Genomic DNA, 14,102 nt, shown 5'->3' on the forward strand with positions numbered 1-14,102 from the left:
GCGGTTCACGGGGATACCTCGGTCTCGTCGACGGGCGCGTCGGTGTCCGACACCTCCGGTGGTGCGGGTGCGCTCCGGTCCAGGGTATCGAGGGCGATCAGCACGTTGGCCGCGCTCCACGCCAGCGGCGCGACGGCCGCGGGCGAGCCGTCGGCGAGGACCTTCTCCGGGATCGCCCCGGAGTCCGTGCGGTGGCTGTCGATCCAGTCGAGCCAGCTGAGCGCGACGTGCCGGTCGTCCATCGTGGCCGCCGTCAACGCGTACAGGGAGGTCTGGGGCGTCCAGGAGATGCCGTCGTTCTTCCACCCGCCGCCGGGTGCCAGGCCGCCGGCGGGGCGCCGCATCTCGTCCACCGACGCGACCCAGGCCTCGGTGGCGCCCTCGAGAGGTGTCGGCTGGAACGGCGGCAGGACGAACGCCGTCGCGGCGTCCCGCGCCCCGCCCGTGATCTCGCGCGGGTAGCCCGCGGCGCCGAACGTCTGCTCGATCGAGTTCCGCGTCTCGTCCGCCGCCGTGCGCAGGGAGCGCGAGCGCTCACCGTCGCCGTCGTCCGCGTAGATCGCGGCGGCCGCCTCGAGACCGGCGAGCACGGGGCCCGCCGTCCCGAGCGTGAGCTCGTCGGCCTCGACCTCCCAGTAGTCGCTCGACGCCGGCGGGAGGGACGACGGGACGTCGACCAGGCTGAGGAGGTAGGTCGACGACGCGTCGACGAGCGGGTCCAAACGGCTCCGCAGGGCAGCGCGGTCGTCGACGGGGGCGGCCGCGAGGACCTCGTCGGTGGCCCAGAGCATCCATCCGGGGCCGTCCGACTGCTCGCCCCGGTCGTCGGGCGGTCCGGAGCCGTCGGGGAGATAGCGTGCCTGGAACGACCCGTCGTCCTCCTGGACCCCCTGAAGAAACGCGAGGACGTCCGCGGCGTCGTCGACGTGGCCGGTGCGCGCGAGGGCCACGGCGACGAACGCGCCGTCGCGTGGCCAGGTGTACCACCACGGCGGCGACGGCGCGGCGACGGACGCCCCGTTGTCGAGCACGAGCGCGTGCAGGTCCAGGAGCGCGTCGGTGCCCAGGTCCTCGAGGTCTGCCGACGCGCCGGGGATCGTCCCCGCGGCGAGCCAGGCGCGCGACTTCTCGGCCGTCTGCTCGGCACCCGCGGCGTCCGCGAGTGCCGATGCCGGCGACCCGCCGCCGACGGGCTTGATCGCGGTGGTGACGTCGCCGTCCGGGTCGAGGTCGTCGTCGTCCAGCGTCGCGGGGTCCAGGACGCGACTGCCCTCGAGGTAGGTCGCGTCGAATCCCGCGGGCAGGCGGTAGACCGTGCCGTCAGGCCCGAGCGCGACGCCGTCCTCGTAGAGGTCGACGTGGGCGATCGTCTCCCGCGTCAGGGCATACGTGCCGGTGGCGGCGAGGCCGAGCAGCACGACGACGATCGCGGCGACGGTGGCCCGTCCTCGGGCACTGCGGGGTCTCACGCGCCGATCCTACGGGCAGGGCGTCGTCGCGTCGGGGCGCGATCCACAGGGCCGGGTACGCCGTCGGCGCAACACACGTCCACCGTCTTGCACTCGCGCCTCACGAGTGCCAATAATGTGGTTAGCACTCTCTGTAGGAGAGTGACAGTCTCGGGTCGACAGGCGAGGTCCGTGCGGCGGCGTGAAGGGAACGTCGTCGAGCGTGGCCGTCCGTCGCGGGCGCCGGCCGACCTCCACGTACCAGCGGAGGAACATAACTCTCATGGCAAAGATCATCGCGTTCGACGAGGTTGCTCGTCGAAGCATGGAGCGCGGGCTCAACCAGCTCGCGGATACGGTCAAGGTCACGCTCGGCCCCAAGGGTCGCAACGTCGTCCTGGACAAGAAGTGGGGCGCCCCCACGATCACCAACGACGGTGTCAGCATCGCCAAGGAGATCGAGCTCGAGGACCCGTACGAGCGCATCGGCGCCGAGCTCGTCAAGGAGGTCGCCAAGAAGACGGACGACGTCGCCGGTGACGGAACCACCACCGCGACCGTCCTCGCCCAGGCACTCGTGCGCGAGGGCCTGCGCAACGTCGCCGCCGGGTCCAACCCGATCGCGCTCAAGCGCGGCATCGAGAAGGCCGTCGAGGCCGTCACCGCCGAGCTGCTGAACGCCGCCAAGGACATCGAGACGACCGAGGAGATCGCCGCCACCGCCGCCATCTCCGCCGGCGACCCCGAGATCGGCGCGCTCATCGCGCAGGCGATCGACAAGGTCGGCAAGGAAGGCGTCATCACCGTCGAGGAGTCCAACTCCTTCGGGCTCGAGCTCGAGCTCACCGAGGGCATGCGCTTCGACAAGGGCTTCCTCGCCCGCTACTTCGAGACCGACGCCGAGCGCCAGGAAGCCGTGCTCGAGGACCCGTACGTCCTGATCGTCGAGTCCAAGATCGCCAACGTCAAGGACCTGCTGCCGCTGCTCGACCAGGTCATGAAGGCCGGTCGCTCGCTGCTCATCATCGCCGAGGACGTCGAGGGCGAGGCTCTTGCGACCCTCGTGCTCAACAAGATCCGCGGCACCTTCAAGTCCGTCGCCGTCAAGGCTCCGGGCTTCGGCGACCGCCGCAAGGCCATGCTGCAGGACATCGCGATCCTCACCGGTGGTCAGGTCATCTCCGAGACGGTCGGCCTCAAGCTCGAGACCGCCACGCTCGACCTGCTCGGCCAGGCACGCAAGGTCGTCGTCACCAAGGACGAGACCACGATCGTCGAGGGTTCCGGCGACGCCGACCTCATCGGCGGCCGCGTGAACCAGATCCGCTCCGAGATCGAGAAGTCGGACTCCGACTACGACCGCGAGAAGCTGCAGGAGCGCCTCGCCAAGCTGGCCGGCGGCGTCGCCGTCATCAAGGCCGGTGCCGCGACCGAGGTCGAGCTCAAGGAGCGCAAGCACCGCATCGAGGACGCCGTGCGCAACGCCAAGGCTGCCGTCGAGGAGGGCATCGTCGCCGGTGGTGGCGTCGCCCTCATCCAGGCCGGCGAGGCCGCGTTCGCGACCCTCTCGCTCGAGGGTGACGAGTCGACCGGTGCGCAGATCGTGCGCCGCTCGATCGACGCTCCGCTGAAGCAGATCGCCGAGAACGCCGGCCTCGAGGGTGGCGTCGTCGCGGAGAAGGTCCGCAACCTCACCCCGGGTCACGGCCTCAACGCCGCGACCGGCGAGTACGAGGACCTCCTGGCTGCCGGCGTCAACGACCCGGTCAAGGTCACGCGCTCCGCACTGCAGAACGCCGCCTCCATCGCGGCGCTCTTCCTCACCACCGAGGCTGTCGTCGCCGACAAGCCGGAGCCGGCCGGTGCCGCTCCTGCAGGCGACCCGGGCATGGGCGGCATGGACTTCTGATCCACGCCTGACCCGGTGACGGGCGGCCCTCCGGGGTCGGCCGGAACCACCTCGCACGACAGGCCGTCGGCCGGGACATCCCGGTCGGCGGCCTGTCGTCGTTCCCGGCCCCCGCGGCGGCCGCCTGGGTCGGTGCGGGTCTCCTGGGTCGGTGCGGACCCCTGGGTCGGTGTGGGGTCGTCGCGGGTCGGATGCCGCGGATGCCGGTTCGCCGAGCGGCACGTTGTGGTCCTCACGACGGCGGTGTGGGAGCCAGAAGGTGCCGCTCGGCGAGGACCTTCTACGGGCCCGGCCGGTCCGCCCCGCGCACGCGCAGCCCCGACGCGGCCAGCCGACGCACCATCTCGCGCCGACCCACGGGCACGGCGCCGAGACCGACGTAGTGGTCGTAGCGCTCGGCGGGGTAGTCGTAGTGGTCCAGGTCGAACGCGCGCGGCGGCAGCCCGGCGCGCACGGCGAAGTCGTGGAGCTCGTCGACGGAGGTGTCGCTGATCAGGTGTCCCCACAGGCGCCCGTGGGCCGGCCAGCGCGGGGAGTCGATCAGCACGGACATCTGTCCAGAATACTTTGCACGTTTCGCGTCATAGTCCGCAGACTGCCTCGTCTCATCCACAACGGCGACCGTACCGAGGCGGTTGCCGCGAGTGGAGGGGATGACGATGACGATGACGATCGACGAGACGCGACAGGCCACGGAGCTGCCGCGCCCGGAGCGGGTCGGCAGCCTGAGTCGCCGTGAGACGGCAGTGCTGTGCGAGCTGGTCCAGGGGTTCACGCTGGAGCAGATCGCCCGGCGGCTCTTCGTCTCGCGCAACACGGTGAAGACGCAGGTCGCGAGCCTGTACCGCAAGCTGGGCGTGACGACGCGCGCAGAGGCGATCGAGCGCGGCGGGGAGCTGTTGCGCCGCTCCTGACTAGTTCGGGGCCTCGGGGGAATCGGTCGCGTCGCCAGTGCCCGCCTCGACCCCGGCGGCGACGAGCCTGCGCTCCTCCTTCTGCAACCGCTGCAGCTCGGCGGAGACGTTCTGCCGCGCCGGCTCCTCCCACGCGGCGCCGAGCGGCGAGCAGAACAGCGAGCGCCGTCCGAGCAGCTTGCCGAGGATCGCGATGCGGGCGCGGACGTAGTCGATCCGGGGGATGTGCGCGTACTCGTCGCGCACGCACTGCAGGTACTCCTTGTACCGCTGCGGCTCGGACGCGAGGACCGCGAGGTCGGCGTCGCAGAGCACGGCGCAGTCGAAGTCGGTCGCGTCGGGGGCGTGCCGCACGAGCGCGTTGACGAGGTGGGCCACGCGCCGGGTGCTGGCCTCGGGGACGCCGAGCGCGGTGAGCTGTTCGATGGCCATGAGGGCGCTGGCGGACTCGTCCTCGCCGCCCTTCTGGGCGTAGGCGACCTTGTCGGCGGCGTTGAAGACGGCCCCGTGGTACCAGGCGGCGAGGCGCACCAGGTCGGGGTCGTGGGTCTCCTGGGAGAGCTCGTCGACGCGGCTGAGGACGTCGCCGAGGTGGCGCTGGTTGTGGAAGTGCCGGGCGGGGTCGAGCCAGCGGGAGAGGAGCTCGTCGCCGACGGCCCGGATCTCCTCACGGGAGGCCGTCGCCCCGGCGGCCTGTGCGCTGCGGGTCCAGCTGGTGAGCAACCACTGCGGTGCGTCCGTGGTGTCGGCGCCCATATCTGCCTTCTTCGACGGGGTGTCAGGTCCGTGGCGCGGAAGAGCCACGGTGCGCCATCGTAGCCCCGTCAGGGCAGTGTGACGACGACCGTGAGTCCGCCGCCCGGGGTGGAGCCGACGCGGACGGTTCCGCGGTGCGCCGCGACGATGGCGGCGACGATGGCCATCCCGAGCCCGGAGCCGCCGGATTCTCGGGTTCGTGAGGCGTCGGCGCGGTAGAAGCGTTCGAAGATCCGGTCGGCCTGCGCGGGGTCGACCCCAGGGCCGTGGTCACGGACCTCGAGGACGGCCCGGCCGTCGTCGGACCGCCCGAGGGCGATCTCGCAGGGTGTCGTCGCGGGGGTGTGGCGGGCGACGTTGCCGATGAGGTTGATGACGACCTGGCGGAGGCGATCCTCGTCCCCGGTCACGACCAGGTCCGACGGCGGTGCGGAGCCGTCGAGCGCGCAGACGGTCACGGCACGGTCGGGGTTGAGGGCGTGGAGGTCCTGCGCGGCGTCCTGGGCGAGCCGGACGACGTCGACCGGGTCCTGGCGCAGGGCGCGACCCTCGTCGAGGCGCGCGAGGGCGAGCAGGTCGGCGACGAGGGCACCCATGCGGGTGGCGGAGTCCTCGATCCGGGCGATGGTGTCGTCGATCTGATCGGGCTCGGTGAGGGCACCCATGCCGTAGAGCTCGGCGTACCCGCGGATGGCGGCGACGGGGGTGCGGAGCTCGTGCGAGGCGTCGGAGACGAACTGCCGCATCCGCTGCTCGGACGCCTCTCGCTCGGCGAACGCGACCTCGACGTGGGTGAGCATCACGTTGAGGGAGTTGGCGAGCGAGCCGACCTCGGTGTTCTCGGGGGCGGGGCGCACGCGGCGGCTGAGGTCGCCGGCGGCGATCCCGGCGGCCGTCTCCTCGATCTCGCGCAGCGGCCGCATGGAGCGGCGCACGGCGATGGCGGCGATGAGGCCGCCGATAGCGGCGATGACGACGGCGCTGACGGTCAGGGTGCGGACCAGGAACGTCACGGTCTGGTCGATCTCCGCGAGGGGGAGTCCGATGAACGCCCCGCCGACGGTGGCGCCGGTGGAGTCCACGAGGGGGAGGGTGATGACCCGCCACTCGGTGCCGACGGTGGGGGCGATGGGGCCGGCGGCCCGCGAGTCGACGGTGAAGGGCTCGAGCGCGGCGTCGTCGATCTCCTGCGTGGACATCTCGGGGATGTCGGGCACGCCGTACTCGATGGCGGTGGCGGTCTGCACCAGCGGCGCGGAGTCGACCGAGCCGGTGCGGCGCAGCACGTAGTAGTCGGACGGCAGGACGCCCGTGGCCTGGACGAGCTGGTCGGACGTGAGGCCGTCGAACCGTTCGCCGGTCTCCTGCAGGGACTCGTCGATCTCGTTGACGAGGTACTGGCTGACCACGGTCGACGTCGTCAGGGCCGCGATCCCGAGCCCGGCGGCCAGCAGCAGGATCGTGACCGTCACCAGGCGCGCACGCAGGGTGATGCGCTGCCACCACGACCAGCGCGTGGGGACAGGCTTCCCGAGGACGGGAGGGACGACGTCGTCCGCCGTGCCGGGGGACGGCGGTGGCGGTGGTGGGAGGGTCACGTCAGCGCGCGGGTTTGCGCAGCAGGTACCCGACGCCGCGCTTGGTCTGGATCAGCGGCTCGACGGTGACAGGCTCGCCCGACCCGTCGGGGCCCTCGACCGTGACGGCGTCGATCTTGCGCCGCAGGTAGGAGATGTAGGACTCGACGATGTTGGCGTCGCCGCCCCAGTCGTACTGCCAGACGTGGTCGAGGATCTGGGCCTTGGACAGGACGCGGCCGGCGTTCATCATCAGGTAGCGCAGCAGCTTGAACTCGGTGGGGGAGAGGTCGACGGGTTGGCCGGCGCGGCGGACCTCGTAGGAGTCCTCGTCGAGCTCGAGGTCCCCGACGCGCAGGACGGCGTCCTCGGCGGGTTCGGCCTGGGTGCGGCGCAGCACGGCTCGGATGCGGGCCACGACCTCCTCGAGGCTGAACGGCTTGGTGACGTAGTCGTCGCCGCCGACCGTGAGCCCGGCGATCTTGTCCTGGGTCTCGTCGCGGGCCGTGAGGAACAGCACGGGTGTGTGCTGGCCCTTCTCGCGCATGCGGCGGGTGACGGTGAACCCGTCCATGTCGGGGAGCATGACGTCGAGGACCACCAGGTCGGGCTGGGTGTCGCGGATCAGCTCGAGCGCCCCGGCGCCGTTCTCGGCGGCGAACACCTCGAAGCCGGCGAACCGCAGCGACGTGGCCAGGAGCTCGCGAATGTTCGGTTCGTCGTCGACGACGACGAGGCGTGCCTCGAATGACATGCCCCCATCGTCGTCGAAAAGTCTGGGAGCCGCCTGAGCAGGTGCTGTTGACGGCAGCTCGCCGCGAACACTGTCTGTACTGATCGGTACAACGTGTGTATGGTTTTGACTGATCAGTACAACACTCGAGAAAGGGCCACCGTGCTCCCCGACCTCCTCGCCCGCCGCCAACCCCACCCCGGACTTCGGCGCGTCGCGCTCGCGGGGTCCGGTGCTGCGACGGCGATCGCCGTCCTCGGCCTCCTGGGCAGCCTCGGACCCGTGGCGTTGCTTGCCGCGCCGTTCGGGGCGACCTGCGTGCTCGTGTTCGCTCTCCCCGCGGCCCCGCTCTCGCAGCCAGCCAACGTCGTCGGAGGACACCTCGTCACGACGGCCTGCGGTCTCGCCGTGCTCACGCTCGCGCCGGTCACCTGGTGGAGCACGGCGATCGCCGTCGGGGCCGGCGTCTCGGCGATGGTCGCACTCCGTCTCACGCACCCGCCCGCCGGTGCCAACCCGGTCATCGTGATGAGTGCCGCCGTGGGATGGGAGTTCCTCGTGGCGCCGGTGCTCGTCGGATCGGTCCTCCTCGTGCTCGTCGCCGTCGTGTTTCATCGCGCGACGAGCACCGCCTACCCTGTGCGGGGGCGGCAGGCACCTGCGACGCTCGTAGATCCCGCTCCCGCGATCCCGGGCGACATCGAGGAGTAGCACCGTGGCCGACCGCACAGCAGTCGTGGCTCAGCTCGCCGAGCTCTTTCGCGAGCAGGGGTTTGCGGCAACCTCGTTGCCCGACATCTCGAACGCCACCGGGCTCGGCCGGGGCAGCCTCTACCACCTGTTTCCCGGGGGAAAGGCCGCGATGCTCGGTGCGGTCGTCGAGGACGTCACCGGCTGGTTCGAGCGGGAGATCTTCACGCCGCTCGAGGCCGGGGACGCGGACGTCGACGCGATGCTCGACGCGGTCGTGGAGTACTTCGACGGCGGTCGGCGGCTCTGTCTGATCGGCCGGGTCGGCCTGGAGCCCGGACTTGAGCCTCTGCGCGCCGCGCTCGACGCCTACTTCGAGCGGTGGGAGGGCTCGCTCGGTGCGGCGCTCGAGACGGTCGGCCGGGAGCCGTCGGACGCCGCGGACATGGCAGAACGCGTCGTCGTCGAGATCCAGGGCGCGCTCGTCGTGGCGCACGCGCGCGACGACGCCGCCGTGTTCGGACGGACCGTCGACCGCCTCCGCGGGGTGCTCGCGGAGGCATGAGCGCGGGCCCTCCCGGGCCGGAGGGCCCGGGAGGATGCCGACTACAGGTAGAACGTCGGGTCGAACTCTCCGATGGGGATGATCCGCACGCGCGGCAGCGGAACCTGGAACGCGCCGATGTCGCCCTCGAGGTCGAAGAACTCCAGGCCGCGGTCGGCCAGCGCCGCGAACTGGGAGTTCACGAACTCGCGGAAGCACACCACGCCCACGCGGCGGTCGCCGGCGACGAGGCTCTCGACCTGCGGGAGGAAGTCGCCGTCGTGGCTGGCGAGCAGCACGTCGGCGTCGCGGGGCACGATCGCGTCGAGCGTGCGCTGGATGGCGACGTCGACGACCTTCTCGTTGCCCTCGGCGGCGACGGGGATCGGCTTGTAGCCCATGGCCAGCAGGGCCTGCACGAACGGCATCGGCATCTGCCCGGACGTGGCGTTGAGGTAGAAGAGCGGCGTAACGGGCTGGTCCCACAGCTGCGCGGCGAACTGCGCGATGCGGTCCCAGCGGGGGCGCTCCTCCGGTGCGGGGCGCCGGTTGAGCACGCTCATCCCCAGCGTGGCGTCGATGTTCTCCCCGTCCACGAGGAGATACGTGCGCCGGATCGTGGGGTCCTGCGGATTCGGGGTCAGGATCGTGCGAGGCTCGGACATACCGTCAGCCTATCGGCGGACGCGACTTCTGGTGGCCGCGGGCTGGGAGTACCGTGACGGTCGTGAACACTTCCATCACAGTCATTCAGCAGGACGCCGCCTTCGGGCCGGGCGCCGCGTCTGATCTTCTTGTCGGCGCGCGGCTCGTGCGCGTGTACGACGGCGACCCGGTTCCGTCGGTCGACGACGTCGCCGGCGGCCTCGTGGTCCTCGGCGGCGGGGTCGGTGTGCACGAGCAGGACGCCGCCGCGTGGCTGGCCCCCGTGCGCGACCTGATGGCCGGCGCGCTCGCCGCCGAGGCTCCCGTGCTGGCGATCGGCCTCGGCGCGCAGCTGCTGGCGCAGGCCGGCGGCGGCCATGTCCAGGTGGACGCCCCTCCGGGACTCGAGTGCGGCCCGGTGCAGCTGTTCTGGCGTCGTGGCGCGCTCGAGGACCCGGTGCTTGCCGCCGTCGTCAGCGAGACCGAGCGCACGATGCTCGCCGTCGCCTGCCACCGCGACGCCGTGGCCGAGCTCCCGCCGACGGCGCAGTGGCTCGCCTCCTCGGAGCTCTACCCGTTCCAGGCGTTCCGGATCGGCTCGGGCCTCGGGCTCCAGTTCCAGCCGGAGGCGACCGCCGAGCTGGTCGAGCGCTGGACGGCCGACCTCGACGAGGACGAGCGCGAGGCCCAGCGTGCGGCGTTCGCCGAGTCCCGTGAGGGCATCGAGCAGCACGGCGTCGCGATCCTGACCGCGTTCGTCGAGTCCGTCGCGCGCGACACCATGCCCGCCTGACGGACGCTCCGACACCACGACGCCTGCCGCACCTCTCGGGTGCGGCAGGCGTCGTCGTCTGCGGGAGGGTCAGCCGTTGTTCTTGAGCGCGGCGAGCCGTGCCTCGACCTCCAGGTCGGTTGCGGAGACCTCGAGCTCCTCGAACTGGGCGTCGAGGGACGACGCCGCGATCTCTGCCTGGCCCATGGCCTGTGCCTCGGTGCGGCGCACCTTCTCCTCGAACCGGCCGAGCTCGCTCGTGGGGTCGAGCACGTCGATCGAGGAGATCGCGCCCTGGACCTGTTGCTGCGCCTCGGCGGTGCGCTGACGCGCGATGAGCTGGTCGCGCTTGGACTTGAGCTCGCCGAGCTTCTGGCGCATCGTCTCGAGCCCGGTCTTGAGCTTGGCCACCGTCTCGCGCTGCGACGCGATCATCGGCTCCGCGGCCTTCACGTCGCCCTCGGCCGCGATCTGGCGCTCCAGGGCGACGCGCGCGAGGCGGTCGAACTTGTCGGCGTTGGCGGTGTCGCCCTCCGTGCGGTGGCGCTCGGCCCGTTGCGACGCCGCGAGCGCCTTGGCGCCCCACTCGGTGGCCGCGGTCTGGTCCTCCTCGAGGTCCCGCTCGGCGAGGCGCAGGTTGCCGATGGTCTGGGCCACCGCCTCCTCGGCCTCCGCGATGCTGTTGGTGTAGTCCCGGACCATCTGGTCCAGCATCTTCTCGGGGTCCTCGGCGCTGTCGATGAGCGCGTTGATGTTTGCCTTGGTCAGCTGGGCGATGCGCCCGAAGATGCTCTGCTTGCGTGCCATCGTGTCCTCCGTCTTAGAACCGTCCGCCGCGGCCGCTGCGACCGCCGCCTCCTGAGAAGCCTCCGCCAGATCCGCCGCGGCCACCACCGAAGCCGCCGCCGAATCCTCCGCCGAACCCGCCGGGGGGTCCGCCGCGTCGGCCGCGCCCTCCACCGCGCAGCACCTGGTCGATGAGGATGCCGCCCAGCACCATGCCGCCGAGCGAGGGGTCGTTGCGGCGCGAGGGCCCGCTGTGCTGCTGCTGCCAGTCCGTGGTCTGCGCGCGGGAGATCTCCTCGGCGCGCTGCACCTCGGTCTCGGCGCGCTGGGCGACCGCCAGCGCCTCGGCGGGCTGTGCGGCGGCGAGGGCGCGGGCCTCCGCGAGCAGGCGCTGCGCCTCGGCGAGGTGCGTGCGTGCCTCGGGGCCGACGGCACCGCGGCGGGTCGCGATGTAGTCGCCCGTCGCGCGGATCCGGGAGTCCAGGCGTCCGAAGGTGTCGGTGAGCAGGGCGCGGGCGCGGACGTCGCGCTCGGCCTGGGCGCGGTGCGGGGCGAGGGCGTCGTCGAGGGCGGCCTCGGCCGCGGTGAGCTCGGCGAGGGTGGTCAGGGGGTCGCGGGTGTCGGCGGAGGCCTTGAGGGCCTCGCGGGCGGTCGCGGCCGGGCGCTGCACGGTGGGGTCGTCCGGGGCGAGCCGGTCGGCGTCCGCGACGTCGGCGGTCAGGGAGCCGACCGCGCGGGTGAGGTTGCGCTGCGCGGAGGCGAGGGCCTCGCCCGCGCCGTCGACGGCGTCGAGCAGGGTGCGGGCCTGGTCCACGGCGGCCTCGGCGGCGCGCAGGTGCGGCACGGTCTTGGCACGCGTGGCGGTGCGGGCGCTCGCGACGGACTGCCGGGCCGCGGTGACGAGGGACGCCGCCTGGTCAGGGTTGTCCGCCACGGAGGTCAGGGCCTCGGCCGGGTAGGTCTGGCCGAGCTGGGCGAGTGTCGCGCGCGCGTCGGCGATCCGGGCCTCCAGCCCGCCGGCGCGGACCTCGACGGCGTCGAGCAGCTCGGGCGCACGACGGCGCAGGTCCCGCAGCTCGTCGAACTTGCGGGTGTAGGTGGCGAGGGAGGCACCGGCCGCCGCGCACAGGTCCAGCACCTCGACCGATGCCGCGCGGCCGTGCTCCGGGGTGGTGCGCTGGGCGTCGAACGCCTGCGTGAGCTGCCCTCGCGCCGCCTCGACGGCCTCGCGGAACTCGAGCGCGGCTGCCTCGCCGAACTCTGCCTCGGCGAACCCGACCTCTTGCGCGGAGCTCGTGACGGCGTCGTCCAGGGTCACGAGAGCTGCCGCGGCGCGCCGCGCGAGCTCGGCGTCGTCCATCCCCTCGAACGGGTCGACCTGCTTCGGGTTCTTGCGCGCGGGTGCGTCGGACTTCTTGGCGCCGCGCAGGGACCGGTAGAGGGATCGCCCGAGCGTGACGACGAAGATGACGGCGAACCCGCCGATCAGGAGGACGAAGAGCCAGGTGGAGAAGCTGTCGTCCGAGCCGCCTGCGCTGCCGTCGACGGTGTCGGCCGCCGCGTATGCCGCGCCAGCCCAGTCGTCGTCGCGCAGCTCGGTGCGGACCGCGGTGTCGAGGTCCTCGACGTCGCTGCTGCTCAGGCCTGAGGCGGAGTCCACCGAGACCCCGTACCGCCGGTCGTCGACCGCGACCGCGATCAGCACGTCGGCGGCCCCGAGGCCGGACTCCGTGGCGGTCGAGTCGGCCCACTGCTCGCCGTCCATCCCGTCGAACGTGGAGACGTAGGTGATCCAGAGCTGCAGGCCCGTGTCGTCGTACACCGCGTCGAAGCGCTCGTTGATCGCGTCCGCGTCGTCGCCCAGCACGTCGGCGCTGTCGGTGACGGGCGACTCGAGGTTGCTGGGGTCCTCCGCGAGGGCTGGGCCTGCCGTGGCGACGAGGGCGAGCGCCGCGAGTGCTGTGACGATCAGACGTGCGAGGACGGATGGCACTGCGGCCCTGCGGGTGATCACCCCCGAATCCTCGCGCAGTGGGAGCGCGTGCGCCATCGCGGCTCGCCGCTGCGGGTCGACGGACACGGGCGTGCCCGGCCCCGGGGTACCGGGACCGGGCACGCGGGCCGTCAGGAGTGGGTGACGTCGAGCTTGTAGAGGGACGTCTGCCCGTAGTTGGACGTGCTGCACGGCGAGGAGTTGCCGCAGTTGGCCTGGGTGTAGGCGCCGGCCTTGAAGTAGTTGCCGGAGGAGGTGTGCGCGATCGTCGTCTGCAGCACCCCGTTGTAGTACACCTTGATCTGGCCGTTCTTGACGACGAACTTGCCCTCGAAGACCGTGTTCAGCTTGTAGTTGCTGGTCACGAGCTTGTGGTGGGTGTCGTTGCCCTTGGTGATGTAGAGGCTCGTGCCCTCGAGGCGGAAGACCGTGACGTCGTCGTCGCCGTCGTGGATCTGGGCCCCGACCAGGTGCGGCTTGTCCTCGGGCAGGTGGTTGAACGCCTCGCGGAAAACCATGGTGTGGGTGCCGGAGGTCGCGGACCACGACGCCTTCTCCGTGCCGTCCTCGGTCATCTCGCGCAGCTCGGAGCGGGGGTAGCCGGAGCCGGACGTCGTGACGCCGTTGACGGCGGCACGGAACTGGATGCCCGTGCACTTGGAGTTGACCTGGAACCAGGGGGCCACCGAGAAGTCGGAGAGGTCGGGCTGCTCGATCTCGGTCGGGGAGGTCCCGGAGCCGGTGGGCAGCGTGACCTTCCAGTCGGTGAGGTCGATCTGCTGCGCGGGGTAGTCGCAGGGTGCGGCGGCGGTCGCCGCACCGGAGGTGGCGATGCTGCCGCCGACGAGGAACGTAGCGGCCAGGAGTGCGGCCGAGAGCTTCCGTGCTCGGATGGATGTCATCGTTCTTCCCTTCGAGTTGCCTGGCGCGGGCCGGCATCGTTGCTCGGTCCGCGTGCGTTGCTGGTGGTCAGCCGCCCCGGGGCCTGGCCCCGACGTGGCCGCGTCGGGGTGGGTGGCGGTGCTGACCGGCGGTGCGCGGACGGCAGGAAGAGAGCGATCGGCCCCCTGCCTGCGTGGGTCGCGCCACGCGTGATGTCGGCCGTCCTGACGGCGGTGGATCGTTCGGAGCTCCACGGCGGGTGCGTCGGTGCGCCCGCCGGTTCGTTCAGGTCGCCGCTCCCTACGGCTGTCGATGACGGTCAGGACGGTCTGGTGCTTCTCGGTGCATCGATACACCGTGATGCAATCGTGACGTTAAGCCTGTCTCCGAAGGGATGTCAAGAGGTCGGTTCGGCGAGAATCGTTGCAACGTCAACGTTTTGATGAACATCAA

General features: G+C 71.7%; 14 protein-coding genes. 5 read left to right on the forward strand and 9 right to left on the reverse strand.

What is annotated here, in order from left to right; all coding sequences use genetic code 11:
* Window positions 1–5: 5 nt before the first annotated feature.
* Entirely contained in the window at window positions 6–1,469 is a 1,464-nt protein-coding gene (locus tag BLU20_RS04795) for a glycoside hydrolase family 15 protein (RefSeq protein WP_157270310.1), read from the reverse strand.
* Window positions 1,470–1,731: 262 nt separating this feature from the next.
* Here BLU20_RS04795 and groL point away from each other — a divergent pair, with 262 nt between their 5' ends.
* Window positions 1,732–3,357 carry a chaperonin GroEL gene (gene groL, locus BLU20_RS04800; RefSeq protein ID WP_029252936.1) on the forward strand — a complete coding sequence of 542 codons (1,626 nt, stop codon included), beginning with the start codon at window positions 1,732–1,734 and terminating at the stop codon, window positions 3,355–3,357.
* A gap of 280 nt (window positions 3,358–3,637) precedes the next feature.
* On the opposite strand, the gene BLU20_RS04805 is transcribed toward groL, so the two are convergent.
* On the reverse strand, window positions 3,638–3,910 hold the full coding sequence (locus BLU20_RS04805) for a DUF4031 domain-containing protein (RefSeq protein WP_083371788.1): 273 nt from the start codon (window positions 3,908–3,910) through the stop codon (window positions 3,638–3,640).
* A gap of 106 nt (window positions 3,911–4,016) precedes the next feature.
* Here BLU20_RS04805 and BLU20_RS04810 point away from each other — a divergent pair, with 106 nt between their 5' ends.
* Window positions 4,017–4,271: a response regulator transcription factor gene (locus tag BLU20_RS04810; protein WP_331713072.1), complete on the forward strand. Its 255-nt coding sequence runs from the start codon at window positions 4,017–4,019 to the stop codon at window positions 4,269–4,271.
* Here BLU20_RS04810 and BLU20_RS04815 read toward each other — a convergent pair whose 3' ends face one another.
* The 3 genes from BLU20_RS04815 to BLU20_RS04825 all read right to left on the reverse strand — a co-directional run bounded on the left by BLU20_RS04815 (window position 4,272) and on the right by BLU20_RS04825 (window position 7,358).
* Window positions 4,272–5,027, reverse strand: coding sequence for an HD domain-containing protein (locus BLU20_RS04815; protein ID WP_029252939.1), 756 nt, complete (start codon window positions 5,025–5,027; stop codon window positions 4,272–4,274).
* Between the two features lie 68 nt (window positions 5,028–5,095).
* Window positions 5,096–6,625 carry a sensor histidine kinase gene (locus BLU20_RS04820; RefSeq protein WP_083371789.1) on the reverse strand — a complete coding sequence of 510 codons (1,530 nt, stop codon included), beginning with the start codon at window positions 6,623–6,625 and terminating at the stop codon, window positions 5,096–5,098.
* Between the two features lies 1 nt (window position 6,626).
* The gene (locus tag BLU20_RS04825) at window positions 6,627–7,358 is read right to left on the reverse strand and encodes a response regulator transcription factor (protein WP_029252941.1); all 732 of its coding nucleotides are present in this window, start codon (window positions 7,356–7,358) and stop codon (window positions 6,627–6,629) included.
* A gap of 141 nt (window positions 7,359–7,499) precedes the next feature.
* On the opposite strand from BLU20_RS04825, the gene BLU20_RS04830 reads away from it, so the two are divergent.
* Window positions 7,500–8,048, forward strand: coding sequence for an HPP family protein (locus BLU20_RS04830; RefSeq protein ID WP_197675420.1), 549 nt, complete (start codon window positions 7,500–7,502; stop codon window positions 8,046–8,048).
* Between the two features lie 4 nt (window positions 8,049–8,052).
* Window positions 8,053–8,592, forward strand: coding sequence for a TetR/AcrR family transcriptional regulator (locus BLU20_RS04835; RefSeq protein ID WP_172829016.1), 540 nt, complete (start codon window positions 8,053–8,055; stop codon window positions 8,590–8,592).
* Window positions 8,593–8,633: 41 nt separating this feature from the next.
* Here BLU20_RS04835 and BLU20_RS04840 read toward each other — a convergent pair whose 3' ends face one another.
* On the reverse strand, window positions 8,634–9,236 hold the full coding sequence (locus BLU20_RS04840; RefSeq protein WP_052366983.1) for an NYN domain-containing protein: 603 nt from the start codon (window positions 9,234–9,236) through the stop codon (window positions 8,634–8,636).
* A gap of 62 nt (window positions 9,237–9,298) precedes the next feature.
* On the opposite strand from BLU20_RS04840, the gene BLU20_RS04845 reads away from it, so the two are divergent.
* The gene (locus tag BLU20_RS04845) at window positions 9,299–10,009 is read left to right on the forward strand and encodes a type 1 glutamine amidotransferase (RefSeq protein WP_157270312.1); all 711 of its coding nucleotides are present in this window, start codon (window positions 9,299–9,301) and stop codon (window positions 10,007–10,009) included.
* Window positions 10,010–10,078: 69 nt separating this feature from the next.
* Here BLU20_RS04845 and BLU20_RS04850 read toward each other — a convergent pair whose 3' ends face one another.
* The 3 genes from BLU20_RS04850 to BLU20_RS04860 form a co-directional block, all read right to left on the reverse strand.
* Window positions 10,079–10,795: a PspA/IM30 family protein gene (locus tag BLU20_RS04850; protein WP_029252944.1), complete on the reverse strand. Its 717-nt coding sequence runs from the start codon at window positions 10,793–10,795 to the stop codon at window positions 10,079–10,081.
* 13 nt (window positions 10,796–10,808) lie between these two features.
* Window positions 10,809–12,788 (reverse strand): TPM domain-containing protein, encoded by a 1,980-nt coding sequence (locus BLU20_RS04855; RefSeq protein ID WP_172829017.1) that lies wholly within the window; start codon window positions 12,786–12,788, stop codon window positions 10,809–10,811.
* A gap of 110 nt (window positions 12,789–12,898) precedes the next feature.
* Entirely contained in the window at window positions 12,899–13,669 is a 771-nt protein-coding gene (locus tag BLU20_RS04860) for a polysaccharide lyase family 7 protein (protein WP_029252945.1), read from the reverse strand.
* Window positions 13,670–14,102: the final 433 nt, after the last annotated feature.

This window comes from Paraoerskovia marina (assembly GCF_900105445.1).
GTDB classification, from domain to species: Bacteria; Actinomycetota; Actinomycetes; order Actinomycetales; family Cellulomonadaceae; genus Paraoerskovia; species Paraoerskovia marina.